Annotated in this window: 11 protein-coding genes; 1 reads left to right on the plus strand and 10 read right to left on the minus strand. The window is 41.3% G+C overall.

What is annotated here, in order from left to right:
• Positions 1-139: 139 nt before the first annotated feature.
• Positions 140-1,231 carry a diphosphomevalonate decarboxylase gene (locus BLS32_RS14495; protein ID WP_091397752.1) on the minus strand — a complete coding sequence of 364 codons (1,092 nt, stop codon included), beginning with the start codon at positions 1,229-1,231 and terminating at the stop codon, positions 140-142.
• 105 nt (positions 1,232-1,336) lie between these two features.
• Between BLS32_RS14495 and BLS32_RS14500 the strand changes: the two genes are divergently transcribed.
• Positions 1,337-1,819, plus strand: coding sequence for a TspO/MBR family protein (locus BLS32_RS14500; RefSeq protein WP_091397401.1), 483 nt, complete (start codon positions 1,337-1,339; stop codon positions 1,817-1,819).
• Here the strand turns inward: BLS32_RS14500 and BLS32_RS14505 are convergent.
• From BLS32_RS14505 to BLS32_RS14545, 9 genes are all read right to left on the minus strand, one after another.
• Positions 1,816-3,063 (minus strand): BaiN/RdsA family NAD(P)/FAD-dependent oxidoreductase, encoded by a 1,248-nt coding sequence (locus BLS32_RS14505; RefSeq protein ID WP_091397404.1) that lies wholly within the window; start codon positions 3,061-3,063, stop codon positions 1,816-1,818. The genes BLS32_RS14500 and BLS32_RS14505 overlap by 4 nt on opposite strands.
• Positions 3,060-3,737 carry a glycerophosphodiester phosphodiesterase gene (locus BLS32_RS14510; protein WP_091397407.1) on the minus strand — a complete coding sequence of 226 codons (678 nt, stop codon included), beginning with the start codon at positions 3,735-3,737 and terminating at the stop codon, positions 3,060-3,062. Before BLS32_RS14510 ends, BLS32_RS14505 begins: the two co-directional genes overlap by 4 nt.
• An 82-nt stretch (positions 3,738-3,819) precedes the next feature.
• Positions 3,820-5,484 (minus strand): alpha-amylase family glycosyl hydrolase, encoded by a 1,665-nt coding sequence (locus BLS32_RS14515; RefSeq protein ID WP_091397409.1) that lies wholly within the window; start codon positions 5,482-5,484, stop codon positions 3,820-3,822.
• A complete protein-coding gene (locus BLS32_RS14520) occupies positions 5,485-7,875 on the minus strand; it encodes a glycoside hydrolase family 31 protein (protein WP_091397412.1) in 2,391 nt (796 codons plus the stop codon).
• Positions 7,876-8,063: 188 nt separating this feature from the next.
• A complete protein-coding gene (locus tag BLS32_RS14525) occupies positions 8,064-9,896 on the minus strand; it encodes a glycoside hydrolase family 13 protein (protein ID WP_091397415.1) in 1,833 nt (610 codons plus the stop codon).
• A 100-nt stretch (positions 9,897-9,996) separates the two neighbouring features.
• Positions 9,997-10,323 (minus strand): GxxExxY protein, encoded by a 327-nt coding sequence (locus BLS32_RS14530; RefSeq protein ID WP_245699472.1) that lies wholly within the window; start codon positions 10,321-10,323, stop codon positions 9,997-9,999.
• Positions 10,324-10,440: 117 nt separating this feature from the next.
• A complete protein-coding gene (locus tag BLS32_RS14535; protein ID WP_091397418.1) occupies positions 10,441-12,744 on the minus strand; it encodes a glycoside hydrolase family 65 protein in 2,304 nt (767 codons plus the stop codon).
• A 58-nt stretch (positions 12,745-12,802) separates the two neighbouring features.
• On the minus strand, positions 12,803-13,462 hold the full coding sequence (pgmB, locus tag BLS32_RS14540; RefSeq protein ID WP_091397421.1) for a beta-phosphoglucomutase: 660 nt from the start codon (positions 13,460-13,462) through the stop codon (positions 12,803-12,805).
• Positions 13,455-14,996, minus strand: a complete 1,542-nt coding sequence (locus tag BLS32_RS14545) for an MFS transporter (RefSeq protein ID WP_091397425.1) — start codon at positions 14,994-14,996, stop codon at positions 13,455-13,457. Before BLS32_RS14545 ends, pgmB begins: the two co-directional genes overlap by 8 nt.
• Positions 14,997-15,023: the final 27 nt, after the last annotated feature.

The following is a 15,023-nucleotide window of genomic DNA, read 5'->3' on the forward strand; positions in this document are numbered from 1 at the left end:
GAATTCCTTTATCTCCAAAACCAATGTTTTATATAATTTGCAAAACAAACTCAAAAGATTTCTCTTTCAAAACGTTTCTTTTCATAATTTATTTCTATTTGGCGGATAATGCCTAAAATTGCGAAAAGCAGCTCAATTATTAATTGTCCATTATTAATTGACTTCCATCTCCAATCGAATCACAAATGTACTGACCATTTTCACAATACCCAACCAATTCATTCTGAATAAATTGTAAAACTTCAACGCTAACGTTTTCGGGATACAAAATGTGTACGTTTGCGCCGGCGTCGAGCGTAAAACAGACTGCGATTTTGGTGTCATTCCTGAATTTCCAAATCTTGTTGATGATCTCAAGCGTATTGGGTTTCATCAGGATAAAATAGGGCAAGGAAGCCATCATCATTGCGTGTAACGTTAGGGCTTCGCTTTCGACGATTGTGATGAATTCGTCGAGATTGCCGTTTTGCAGGATGGTTTTTAGTTTTGACAGATTTTTATGTGCCTGTTCAAAACGCCTTTCTGCGAATGGATGGCCGTTCATTAAATCATGTCCTACAGTGCTTGAAACCTGCTTTTCACCTTTGTCGACAAGCAAAATCGTATCCTGATAATTGTTGAAATTTTGATGGATTGTTTCCGGAAATTCTACTCCGAATAGATCAGAACCGCCTGGAATTTCAGTATGTTTTCCCCAAACGACAACTTTTCCGTTGATGCTTCTACAGGCACTTCCGGAACCCAATCGCGCTAGAAAGGAGGCTTTCCGGTTGAAATATTCTTCAGTCATTTCCGGGTTTAACAGCCTTTCAATACTCATAAAATTAACTGCCAAAGCCGCCATTCCCGAAGCGGAAGAGGCAATTCCGGAACTGTGCGGAAAGGTGTTTTTTGTATCAATCGTAAAATGAAAATCCTTTAAAAAAGGCAGATATTCAACTGTACGTTCAAAGAATTTTAAAATTTTTGGCTTGAAATCTTCTTTCTGCTTTCCTTCAAAAAGCAAATCAAATGAAAAATTCCCTTCATTTTCTTTTTTCAAAAATGAAATGGTCGTAATGGTTTTGCAATGGTTCAATGTAAAACTCACCGACGGATTTGCCGGAATCTGGTTTTCCTTTTTTCCCCAATATTTTACCAGCGCGATGTTGCTTGGCGCGCTCCAGGTAAAACTGCCGTTTTTGATGGTTTGGGAATATTTCCCGGGAATAAAATCTGCTGGTGTGGCCATATCAAAAATTTTAGCAAAGATACTTTTTTTGAGTGATTCCACTTTTGTGGCTTTGGTTATTTGGCAAACCAATTATTTGATTAATTTTATAAAAAATACTACAAAGTGAATAAATACATGAAAATCCTCGTCTGTGTGGCAACTTGCTTGGCCGTTGGCTATTATTCTGGGCAGGTCACACAAGAAAGCGTGCATACTTGGTTTCCAACATTAAAAAAACCTTTTTTCAATCCGCCTAACTGGCTGTTCATGCCGGTTTGGACCATGCTTTATATCATCATGGGCGTGGCAGCCGGATTGGTCTGGGACAAATACGAATCAGATAAATATGAAGTCAGGAATGCCCTGGTGATGTTTACAGTACAGCTTTTATTGAATATGCTGTGGTCGATTTTATTTTTCGCATTGCAAAACCCGATGCTTGCGATGCTTGAGATTATCGTTTTGTTTTTGATGATTTATGAAACCCATTACAAATTCAAGCACATCAGTAAAACTGCCGCGAATTTGCTGATCCCATATATGGCTTGGGTTGGGTTTGCGACGATTTTAAATATTTCGATCTGGTATCTGAACAGGGAAATTTAAGAAGTGATGGCATTCGCCAATATAAACCCGCTTGTCCAGGCATTCTGGAAATTAAATCCGCCGGTAATGGCGTCAATGTTTACGATTTCCCCAGCAAAATAAAGGGTTTCATGTTGTTTGCTTTGCATGGTTTTAAAATTGATTTCTTTTAGATCGATACCGCCGGCAGTTACAAATTCTTCTTTAAAAGTGCTTTTTCCATTGACCTGAAAAGTGCCATTCGTTAATTGTGCGACCAGATTTTGCAATTGGATTTTTGTCAGATCAGCCCACTTGGTTTCGCTTTCAATTCCGGAGGCCAAAACAAGGCTTTCCCACAAACGGTTTGGAACCCGAGCGCCAGCGAACGAACCATTAGGCAATTCAAACGGTGATTTTTTAGAAACGGCTTTTTTCGAATGTTCCTGTTTTAAATTTTTGAGGATTTTTTCGCAATCTTCCGCGTCAATATCGTTCAGCCAATTCACAAAAAGCGTAAACTGATAATTTTTTTCATTCAAAATGCGCGCGCCCCAGGCCGATAATTTTAAGATCGCCGGTCCGCTCATGCCCCAATGTGTAATCAATAACGGTCCGGTTGAAGCCAATTTTGAATCTTTGACTTTGACAGAAACCTGGGCAGAAACACCAGGCAATTCTTTAATTCTCGCATCTTTAATATTGAAAGTAAACAATGATGGAACCGGATTAACAACCGAATGCCCGAAATTTTGCAGCATGTCCCACATTTTCGGATTGCTTCCGGTCGCCAGAACCAATTTGTCGCAACGGTAATTTTGGTTTTGCGTGTCGATTTTCCAGTAATTTTCTTCCGATTTGAATATGGATTGTACGCTTTGCCCGGTCAGCACTGAAATCCCGAGTTTTTTAGTCGCATCCATAAAACAATCAATGATCGTTTGAGATGAATTCGAAACCGGAAACATCCTTCCATCGGCTTCAATCTTCAATTCGACGCCGTGTTTTTCAAACCACTCGATTGTATCGCCCGAAGCAAACTGGTGAAACGGCCCACGCAGTTCTTTTTCGCCACGCGGATAAAACTTCACAAGTTCATTTGGTTCAAAACAGGCATGGGTCACATTGCAGCGTCCGCCGCCGGAAATACGCACTTTTTCAAGCACGTCTTTTCCGCGTTCCAGGATTGCGATTTTAAATTTCGGATTTTTCTCAGCAATATTAATCGCCGTAAAAAATCCGGCCGCTCCGCCGCCTACAATAATGATGTCGAAATGCTGTGTCATAATCTATCGGGAAAATCGCTGATGATTCCGTTTGCTTTAAAGGATTTTATTTTTTGGATGTCTTCCAATTCATTTACCGTCCATGCAAAAACCTTGAAGCCTCTCTGCTGCATATTTCGCGTATTTTCTTCGGTCAATAAATGAAAATACGGATGGATTGTTTCTGCTTTTACAAATTCGGCAAAGCCAATAGCAAGCTCGAGATTGGTTTCGGTTAAAACGCCAAGCGGAATTTCGGCATGCAGATCGCGCACTTTCTGCAAAGCCGTCCAATCAAAAGATGAAATCAAAAACTGACTGTATTGCCAATTTTTCTGCATGACATAATATTCGATCAATTTGACAACTGGTTCCGCTGTTTCGAATGCTTTTAATTCAACATTGACCAAACATCTTTGGTTCACAAAATCGAAAGTTTCTGACAAAGTCGGGATTTCATGTATGCCGTCAATCCGCATTTTTTTCAATTCGGATAATGACAAATTTTTCACAAAACCGCTTCCATCTGCGACGCGATCAACCGTTTCATCATGAATAACGATCACTTCACCATCAGCACTCAAATGCACATCAAATTCGATTGCGTCTGATTGCAGTTCGATTGCTTTTGTAAAAGCAGCCAAAGTATTTTCAGGTTCGTAAGCTTTCGCGCCGCGGTGTGCAATTTTGATCATGAATCTTCAATTGTCTGCAAAAATAGCTAAAATAAAAAAGCACAAACCGGAATTTGTGCTTTTTGGTATTAGAATGAATGGCTTATTGTTTCAATTCGAACAATACAATGTCAAATGGCGTGTCGATTGCTGCAATTCCTTTGATTACAACTGCTTCCTGGCCGCTGTAGGCATCACGCAATTTCGTTCCGTCCTGAAATACTGAAGAAACCGTAAGCGCTTTTTTGCCTTGCGGCAGGTCAAGCCCAACGATTACTTTGTCGAGGTAATTCCCAACAGTATAACCCCTGCTAAAGGTATAAGGTTTCGCCGATATTTCTTTATGGATTCCCGCGCCTACAGCCGGATGGTTTCTCCTGAACTGTCCCAGTTTTTGCCAGTGCAATAATATATCCTGTGTTTTTTTATCTTTTTCAAGTTGGTCCCAATTCATGAAAGAACGCAAAGTCGCATCGCCCTGCGTACCTTCAACAACCAATGATCTTGCCGTTTCATCTCCATAATAAACCTGTGCAACGCCTGGAGAAAGCAATAGTTTGGTGCCGCTTTCTATGCTTTTTTCACGTTTGGCATCAAATGGCGTTCCGTCGTCGTGAGAAGACAAGTAGTTTAAAACGCTGTACCCTTCGAGTACGCTGTTGAGTTTTTGCGAGTACTTTGAAAAAATATATTCGTATTCTTTTTGTGCATCCCATTTGAACTCAAAATTGATCATGTTGTTGAATCCGTTTTGATAGTAATTGACTTTTTTGTCGCCAAAATCAAAATCCTGGCCGCTGCTGATGCCGTAATTGTACACTTCTGCAATTGTATAAAACTTATTATCGTCGAGCACTTTCGAAGGATTGTTTTTCTTCCAGTTTTCAAAAGCATATTCGCATTGCGTTTTAAAATCGGCCCAAACGCTTACGTCTGTATGTTTTACCGTATCGGCGCGGTAACCGTCAATCCCGAATTGCGTAATGTAATCCGTCAGCCATTTGATGATGTAATATCTGGGCGCTCTAGGATAACCAGTTCGCGCAAAAAAGTCATCAAGCTCTTTCATTTCCTGGTCGTAACGGCCTTCGGCTTTCCATTTTTCTGCTAAGAATAGCGGAATCTGGACGTTTTCAGTGCTTTCGGTTTTTACATCCGGAAGATTAGCCACTAACGTACATGCGGTAGTTCCGTCAAAAGTTTTGTAATCGCATTGCGGCCCGGTGCGCACCCATTCATCTGGCCAAACCGTGTCAACATCTGTAACCGGACCGGTGTGGTTTATGACACCATCAAGAATGATCCTGATGCCATGTGCATGTGCTTTTTCAACGAGTTCGGCAAGGTCTTTTTCGGTTCCGAAATTCGGATCGAGTTTTGACCAGTCGCGCGCCCAATAGCCGTGAAATCCGTATGATAATCCGGTTCCTTCATCAACGCCACCATGGATTTGTTCGACAATCGGTGTAAACCAAATCGCGTTGATACCGAGTTTATCGAAATACCCTTCATCTATTTTTTTTGAAATTCCGATGATGTCGCCGCCTTCAAAACCGCGCAGTTTCCCGGTTTTTTTGTTGCGCCCGAAGTTCACATCGTTGCTTTTGTCGCCATTGTTAAACCGGTCGGTCAACAGGAAATATACGCTGGCGCCTTCCCATACGAAAGGTGTTTTTGGTCTGGTCATGTTTTGTTGTTTTTGGGCTGATAAACTTCCGGATACGGTTAGCGCCAAAGAAAGCAGTGCGTAAGAGAGATTTTTTTTCATTTAATTGCCAAGTTGGATATTGATGTTTTTTGAAGCTTGTTTTTCCCAAATAACGGAAATTTCAAGCACATTTGAATTTTTGTTCCAGATGAATTTTGCCGCTTTTCCATTGATCGTGATTTTCTTTGGCTTGGCTGGAATGTTGTGCACGAGCAGCGAAACGTTTCTGGTTTCTGAAATGTACGCATTCCCTTTTTCAGAAGCGAAAGAAATAACAATTTGTTTAGATTTCGATTCGTTTTTAAAAGTAAGCAATTCATATTTCCCTTTGCCAAAAGCATCGGGCGTTTTGCCATTGTCGTCGTATAATTTTCCGGTGCTTGCAGAAACTGAACCATCATAATAAAAGTGCAGTTTCAGGTTTTTGGTCGAATAACTTTCTGTTGACTGAATAACATCAATCATTGGAATAAAAGCGCCACCGCGAACGAAAACCGGAATGTGATTTTCTGCCAAAGCAATTTTCTGCGAACTACCCGCAGCATATTTTTTATCCGAATAAAAGTCGAACCAATTGTTGCTTTTCGGAAAATAGATATCTTTTTCAGTTTGGGCAGCGGTTGTAACCGGCGAAACAAGGAAGTCATTTCCCCAAAAATATTCATCTGAATTTCCGTCAAGCGAACGATTCTCAGCTTCATCAAAAAACAACGGACGCATCAACGGCGTTCCCAATTGGCTGTTGTCAAACGCCAAAGTGTAATTGTACGGAAGCATTTTGTAGCGCAATTTTACCGCTTCGATCGCTAAAGCTTTCGTTTTTGGCTCGCGAAAAACGATTTCCGGCGGCACCGATTCTGCCGCATGCGGACGAAAAACCGGTTGGAAAACGCCATATTGCAGCCAACGCACATACAATTCATTGTCTACATTGTCGCCGGCAAATCCGCCAAGGTCCGAATGCATGTAACCAAGGCCTTGCATGCCCATTTGAAGCGAAATTTCTGTTTGTGATTTCAATCCGCCCCAACTTCTTCCTACGTCGCCAGACCACGGGATCATTCCAAAACGCTGCGATCCTGAAGATCCGGAACGCATTAAAATAAATGGCCGAACGTCTGGAAAATCTTTTTGATAACCATCGGAAACAAGTTTCGCCCAATTGTGCCCGTAAATATTGTGCACTTGGTCTGCTGAACCGTTTGCATGTTGCAAATCGGTTGGATGCACTTCGGGTTCGCCCAAATCGCCCCACCAGCCGGCCACGCCTTTTTTGGTAAAATTTTTATAAATGTCCCAAAACCAGTCTTTGGCTTCGGGTTTGAAAATGTCGATCAATCCGGTATTTCCGAAATAGAAATCGTATACAAATGGTTTTCCGGTTTTATCAGTTGCAAGAATTTTTTTATCGACGGCTTCCTGCCATTTTTTGGAAGTCGTCAAGACAAATGGTTCGGTGATTAAAACCGTTTTGACGTTTTGCTTGTTGAAGTCGGCGATCATTTTTTCCGGTGTCGGGAAGTTGTCGGCATCGAATTCGAAATTGCCCAAAGTGCCCTGGATCGTTTTTCCGAACCAGTATAGATCTAAAATCACAGCGTCGAGCGGAATTTTTTCTGCACGGAATTTCGCAACGACATCGCGCGTTTCCTTTTCAGAATGGTACCCAAAACGGCTTGCAAAATTCCCGAATGCCCAACGTGGCGGAAGCGGTTGCTTTCCGGTTAAATCGGTATAATCTTCGGTGAGTTTTGTCCAGTTGTCGGCGGCAATGATCTGGTAGGTTTTTCTGCCTGAAATCGTTTCGTAAGTTAAGGTGTTGTCCTTTTTACTGTCGAGATCGAGCCAACCGATCGGCGCATTGTCAAAATGGATCGCGTAAATTTTTGAAGACAATACCATCGGAATTGTGAAGTTCAGCAATTCAGCTTTGTCGCCGTAACCGTAGTGCGCTTTGTTGTACAATTCGAGTCGGTTGCCGCGGCGGTTCATGCTAACAGCGCGCGCGCCACCGCCGTATAAAGCTTCGGAATTGTCAAGGTTAAAATCGAGGATTTCGGCTTTGTCGGTTTTAGAATAGCCGTTTTTTTCAGAAAGCAATTCTTTTCCTTTATATAAATAGCTGATTTTGAAAGGCGATTTTTCGATGTGGACTAAAATGCCCTGCGAGCCGAAATCAATTGATTTTGTGGTTTCAACAATTTCGGTGATTGCGTTTTCGGGTTTTAAGATTACCGCGTGCGATTCCGGATTAAAAGTTTCTCCTTTTGGAATGAAAGATGTTTCTACGATATCGGAATTGTAGAACTGAATCTGGTAATTTCCGTCGGAAGTAGCAATTTCGAGCTGGTTGCCGTTTTGTTTGGTATTGAGGAATTTCCGGCTGGCGTTTTGCGCGGTTGCGGAAATTGCAGCGACCAGAAATGCTGTTATGATAAAATGTTGTTTCATAGATTGGTGTGTTTTAGCCCCGATAGTAGTGAAAATCCTTTTTAAAAACTTGGAGCGCAGCGGAAATTTTTTAAAAAGATTGCAACGGATAGCGGGAATAGCTTCTAAAAAGGAAGCTTATTTTTAACCATTAAGGGATTCAGGTTCATTAAGCGCAATGCCTTAACTTTTCTTAATTCCTTAATGGTTTAATTTAATTCTAAAATCAAAGCCGATTTGGGTTCGATTGAAATTTCATTGGAAATATCTATATTTTGGTTTGAAATCACTTCTTTTCCGGTTTTGAAATTTTTGATGTTTTGTGAAAAACGCGCTGTTTTGACCACTTGTTTTTCAGGATTGTTGTTGATTAAAATCATTACAGTTTTCTGATCGTCGTAGCGGAAATACACGTACACATTATTTTCGGGAAGATAATGCGTCATTTTGCCGAAATGCACGGCGTTGTTGGATTTTCTCCAGTTGAATAATTTGGATGTGAAATCGAAATATTGCTGTTGCTCGGGCGTTCTTCCGGCTTTGTTAAATGCATTGTTTGCATCGCCGTTCCAGCCGCCGGGAAAATCGTGTCGGATGTCGCCATCGCCTTTGTCTTTGTTGCCGGTCATGCCGATTTCGGAACCGTAATACAATTGTGGAATCCCGCGAACGGTCGCGACCAAAGTCATCGCCAGGGCGTATTTTTTAAAATCCGGATAATGCTGGTTGATGCGTTGGGTGTCGTGGTTTTCGGCAAAAACAAGGATGTTGTCGATGTTTGGATACAGGAAATCGTTTGTGAAATTGTCGTAAACTTTGACCATGCCTTTGTCCCATTCGCCTTTGTCTTCGTCGAATACTTTTTCGATTGCGTTGAATAGGGTGAAATCCATAACCGTTGGCAAATGCGAATTGTAATTCTGGATAGCACCGATTTTGCTGTCCTTTTGCCAATAAGCCATTTGCGCCTGGTCCTGCATCCAGACTTCGCCGGCGATGTTAAAATTTGGATATTCATCCGCGATCGCTTTGGTCCATTTTGAAATTGCGGCTTTGTCGTTGTACGAATACGTATCGACACGGAAACCGTCGAGATCGGCATATTCGATCCACCAGATCGCATTTTGTGTGAGATAAGTCAGCATCAACGGATTTGCCTGGTTTAAATCGGGCATCGATTTGACAAACCAGCCGTCGACGCAATATTTCTGGTCGATGTCGGAAGCATTTTGGTCGAATTGCGTACTCATGCGGTAATTCGACTGTGCGAAACCCGGAAATTGGTGGATGAAATCATAAGCAGGCAAATCTTTGTACATCCAATGTTGCGCGCCCCAATGGTTCGTGACGTAATCGAGAACGAGTTTCATATCTTTTTTATGAAGTTCGGAAGACAATTTCAGGTAATCTTCATTGGTTCCGTAGCGCGGATCGATTTTATAAACATCGGATTGGCCGTAACCGTGGTAAGAACCGCGCGGATCGTTGTCTTCGCAAAGCGGCGTGCTCCAGACTGTTGTTGCGCCGAGTTCTTTGATGTAATCGATGTTTTTGATGATGCCTTCGATGTCGCCGCCGTGGCGTCCGTTTGGTTTGGAACGATCGGCTTGTTCTGTGGTTTCTTTGCTGTTGTCATTCGCCGGATTTCCATTCGCGAAACGGTCGGGCATCAGCAAATACAACATATCCGATGCATCGTAACTTTTGCGTGAAGCAGAATTGTTGCGGCGTTCTTTGAGTGAATATTTCTGAGTGAAAGCGACTTTGCTTTTGTCTTTGAATGAAAATACGAGATCAGAAGCGGGAATATTTTTGGTGTCGATCGTGACGAAAATGTAGTTTGGATTTTCGGTTTTTGCGATGTTTGTGATCACGACATTATTCGAAACTGTCGGCTGGAATTGCGCGATGTTCTTTCCGTAGAATAATATCTGGAGTTCCGGGTTTTTCATTCCGGCGTACCAGAAAGGCGGTTCGGTTCTTTTGATCTGGGCAGAAACGGTGAAGCTTGTAATGATAAGGAAAAGAAGAAGTTTTTTCATTTTTGAACCATTAAGGAATTAAGATATCATTCTAATCTTGAAAAATAATTGTTTACAAATGGCTTCATTGATTTGACGAGGTTTATCGAGTTGAAATTAATCAACAAGCCTTGCGGTTATGAGGTAATTTCATGTACGTCAATAATTGGGCTTCGTGAATGGGTAAAATATTTTCAACTGCTTTTAATTCAACAACAATGGAATCTTCTACGAGTAAATCAACTCTTAAATTGCTTTCGAATTCCAATTCATCATAGAGAATGTTGACAAGGAGCTGTTGCTTTACATTATAACCATTTGATTCCAATTCATATTTCAGGCATTGTTCATAAATGCTTTCTAATAAATCAGGTCCTAATTCTTTGTGAACTTTAATCGCAAAACCTGTAATGTCGTAAGACAGCTGTGTAATTTCTTTTTTTGTCATTTGGCGTATATTTTCTAAACATATTATATTGGCGTATATTTTTTACTATAAAGGGATTAAGTTTCATCAAGTTTTCCTTAATTTATCTTAATCCCTTAATGGTTTTATTATTTTATTTTAAACAGTAACCAAACTATTCGGTTCCACAGTAATGGCAACGCCATTCACAAAAACCTGAAGTTCGTTTCCGCCTTCAAGAGAGAATTTGGTTTCATTCGCTTCCACGCAAACTTTTAAAATCTGGTTCCTGAAGTTGATCTTGAACGAATAAGCTTCCCACTGTTCCGGGATTCTCGGCGTAAAATGCAATGCATCATCTTTGACGCGCATGCCGCCAAAACCTTCCACAATGCTCATCCAGGTTCCGGCCATTGAAGTGATGTGACAACCTTCTTCGACTTCTTTGTTGTAATCGTCAAGGTCGAGTCGGGAAGTGCGCAAATAAAATGTGTAAGCCATGTCCATTTTTCCTAATACAGCAGCCTGAATTGAATGCACGCAAGGTGAAAGTGACGATTCATGAACAGTAAAAGGTTCGTAAAAATCGAAATGTTTCTCCAATTGTTCAGTAGAAAAATGGTCTTCGAAGAAATAAAATCCCTGCAAAACGTCAGCCTGTTTGATGTAAGGCGAACGCAGGATTCGGTCCCACGACCATTTCTGGTTGATCGGACGTTGTGATTTATCCAAATCGGAAACTTTAATAAGATCTTTGTCTAAGAACCCATCTTGCTGCAAATACACGTCATGCTCTTCAGAAAATGGCAAATACATCGAATCGGACACTTTTTTCCATTTGGAAATTTCGTTGTCGTCCAGATTTACTTTCGACATGATCCGATCGTAATCTGAAGCGTATTCTGATTTTACTTTTTCAATTTGTTCAACAGCATAATCGATACACCATTTTGCCAGATAATTCGTGTAGAAATTGTTGTTGACGTTGTTTTCATATTCGTTCGGACCCGTAACGCCGAGGATCATGAATTGGTTCTTATGCGTCGAATATGTCGCTCTCTGGTGCCAGAATCTTGCAATTGCGATCAACACTTCCAAACCTTTTTCCGGAATATAGCTGTAATCGCCGGTGAATCTGAAATAGTTGAAAATTGCAAAGGCAATCGCACCATTTCTGTGGATTTCCTCAAAGGTAATTTCCCATTCATTATGGCATTCTTCACCGTTCATCGTGACCATCGGATACAAAGCGGCCCCGTTGGTAAATCCTAATTTTCCTGCATTTTCGATGGCTTTGTCGAGTTGGTTGTAACGGTAGGTTAGCAAGTTTCTCGCAACCTGCTGGTCTTTCGTCGCCATATAAAACGGAATGCAGTATGCTTCGGTATCCCAATAAGTAGAACCGCCGTATTTTTCACCGGTGAAACCTTTTGGCCCGATGTTGAGCCTTGAATCCTTTCCTAAATAAGTCTGGTTCAACTGGAAAATATTGAAACGGATTCCCTGTTGGGCTTCGACATCGCCATCAATTGTAATGTCTGACATTTCCCAGATTTTTGCCCAGGCTTCGATTTGCTCATTTAACAAAGCATCATACCCTCTTGAAAGTGCTTCTTTGATCACGTTTTCGGCGGCAGCCAAAGTGTTGTCGTGGTTTAACGAAACGGTGTAGCCTCCGATTTTCTGGATCGATGATAATTCGTTCTGTGCGACATTAATGGCATATTCAAATTGGATTTTATCGTTGGATTTCTCCACTTTTTCTGTTGTCAGATTTAGATTTTTCCCGTTTGAGAAAATGCTGTTCTGCATGAAAGTCGTCACATTGAAATGCGTTTTGAACGTTCTGGCCGTTACAAAAGCTTCGTTTTCGTTGTGTTTGATCTCGAGCGGTTCCCAGAATTTTTCTTCCCAGTTCGCATCAAGATTGGAAACGCCGGCATCGATATATGGTTTATAGACGATTTTTGCGTCTTTATTTAAAGGGGTAATTTTGTAATCGATAAAGCCGGCTTCGTCTAAATTCAACGATAGAAAACGGCGCACATTTATTGAAACGTCAGTTCCATTTTGTAAAGTCGCTTCAAACGAACGGTTGTACCAGCCTTCTTTCATATTGAGTTCGCGGCGAAAATTCTTCACAGACGTACATTTGTCCAAATCGAAAGTCTCACCGTTGATTTCGATGTCAATCCCGATCCAGTTTGGTGCATTCAATACTTTGGCAAAATATTCCGGGTAGCCGTTTTTCCACCAGCCTACTTTGGTTTTGTCCGGATAATAAATTCCGGCGATGTAACTTCCCTGAAACGTTTCGCCAGTGTATGTTTCTTCAAAATTTGCCCGTTGTCCCATGGCACCGTTTCCGATGCTGAACAAACTTTCGGACGATTTTACTCTTTCTGCATCAAATCCTTCTTCTATGATGGACCAATTGTCTGGTTTGATATAATCCTGATTCATTGTGTTTGTGTATTATTCATTTAAAAATCAGTAAAAACTAATTTTATCAATTCGTGATTTATTTTTTGATTAATGATTCGATGAAACTGGTGTCGATATGGGTGAAATCAGGGAAAATGAACTGTGCTTCGTGTAAAACCGAAGCCTGTCCAATTCCGACGCTCGTCATTTTTGCAATATTTGCCGCCTGGACTCCCGCAACGGAATCTTCAAAAACAATCGAATCTTCGTTTGAAATCCCGAGTGCTTTTGCAGCTTGTACAAAAACTTCAGGATCCGGTTTGGCATGTGTCACGTCATTTCCGTCTATAATGGCATCGAAGTAGCTGATTGTTTTGGTCTTTTCTAAAATTGGCCTTGCATTTTTACTGGCAGATCCCAATGCAATCGGCTGGTTTTGTTCTTTGAGGAATTTCAGGATGTGCATTACGCCAGGCAAAATTTCGCTTTCGTCCATATCAACGAGATAGGATAAATAATCTTCGTTTTTTTGTGCGAGCCATTTGTCTTTGTCGCTTTGTGAGGCGGTGATCTTTCCGAGTTCCAAAATAATGTCGAGGGAACGCACGCGGCTTACGCCTTTTAATTCTTCATTGCGTTCCGGGGTAAATTCGATCCCGAGTTCATTGGCAATCTTCTGCCACGCTAAATAATGGTATTTTGCGGTGTCAACGATTACGCCGTCAAGGTCGAATATGAATGCTTTCTTATTAGTCATTAATGATTTGCTTAATGTTTATTTTTGATTTGTCGTTGATCGTGAGTGCGATGATTCCTGCAATAATCATGGATACACCGCCAATCAACAAGGCATAGATGGGTTCACTGTTGAAAAATTTAGATACTAAAAACCCTAAAATAGAGGCTGCGACCAATTGCGGAATTACGATAAAGAAGTTGAAAACCCCCATGTAATAACCCATTTTGCTTGATGGCAATGCGCCCGAAAGCATCGCGTACGGAATAGACAAAATACTTGCCCAGGCAATTCCGACACCGATCATTGGCAGCCATTCGATATTGAATGTTGTGGGTTCTTTGATGAAATACAACGAGATCAGTCCGAAACCACCAACGGTCAAAGCGAAAAAATGTGTAAATTTCCTGCTGGTGACTTTTGCAAGTAGCGGCAATAAAAATGCGGCTAAGGCAGCAATTAAATTGTAGTTGGCAAACATTTCCCCAACCTGATTGGCTCCGGTGTTATAAGCTTCAGAAGTGGTATCTGTTGTTCCATAAATGTGCTGGGTTACGGCCAAAGTGGTGTAAATCCACATGGAAAATAAGGCGAACCAGGAGAAAAACTGCACCCATGCCAGTTGCTTCATGATTTTCGGCATGAACTGGAAATCATTCATAATTGTTACAAAACCGTTGTTGGTCTTGTTTGATTTTTGCATGAGCCCCGAGAAAACCATTGCAAATCCGCCAAGCCCGATCATTCCCAATGACAGCACATAGAGGTCTTTTTTAAGGTCATAATAATAAATGGCAAAAGAGAAAATGAAACTGACGGCTAGGAATAATAGCCCTTTAGTCAAGTGCGAAGCCCCATTTTTAGCAAACCAATCCGGAGAATGGCTTTCTTTTTTAAATTCATCGGCTTTATGCGCTTCAAAAGCTGCGAGTTCTTCAGGAGAATATTCTTTTGAGGTTAAAACGGTCCAAAGTACGGTGATGATAAAAGCGACGCCGCCGATGTAAAAGGAATATTTCACCGAATCAGGGATTATTCCCAACGGTGCGGTATTCTTTACATCGAAATGTGTTAATATCAAAGGCAGTTTGGAAGCTACGTAAGCGCCAATTCCGATAAAGAAACTCTGGGTGGCAAAGCCCATTGTTCGTTGTTTTTCTGGTAAATTATCGCCAACAAACGCACGGAAAGGTTCCATGGAAACGTTGATCGAAGCATCCATGATCCAGAGCATTCCGGCGGCAAACCACAATACAGGAGAGTTGGGCATGATGAATAAAGCGGCAGAAGCCAGGATGGCACCTGCTAAAAAATACGGTTTTCTACGGCCCAATCTGGTCCATGTCCGGTCTGAAAAATAGCCAATAATAGGTTGGATGATTAATCCGGTAAGTGGAGCAGCAACCCAAAGAATCGGGATGTCATCAATGTTGGCTCCTAAAGTTTGAAATATACGGCTGACATTAGAATTCTGCAGAGCAAAACCCATTTGTATTCCCAGAAATCCGAAGCTCATGTTCCAGATTTGCCAGAAACTTAATTTACGCTTTTCCATTATCGTAATTTAGAATTATGGTACGAT

Origin of the sequence: Flavobacterium noncentrifugens, assembly GCF_900100375.1 — a bacterium.
GTDB lineage: Bacteria > Bacteroidota > Bacteroidia > Flavobacteriales > Flavobacteriaceae > Flavobacterium > Flavobacterium noncentrifugens.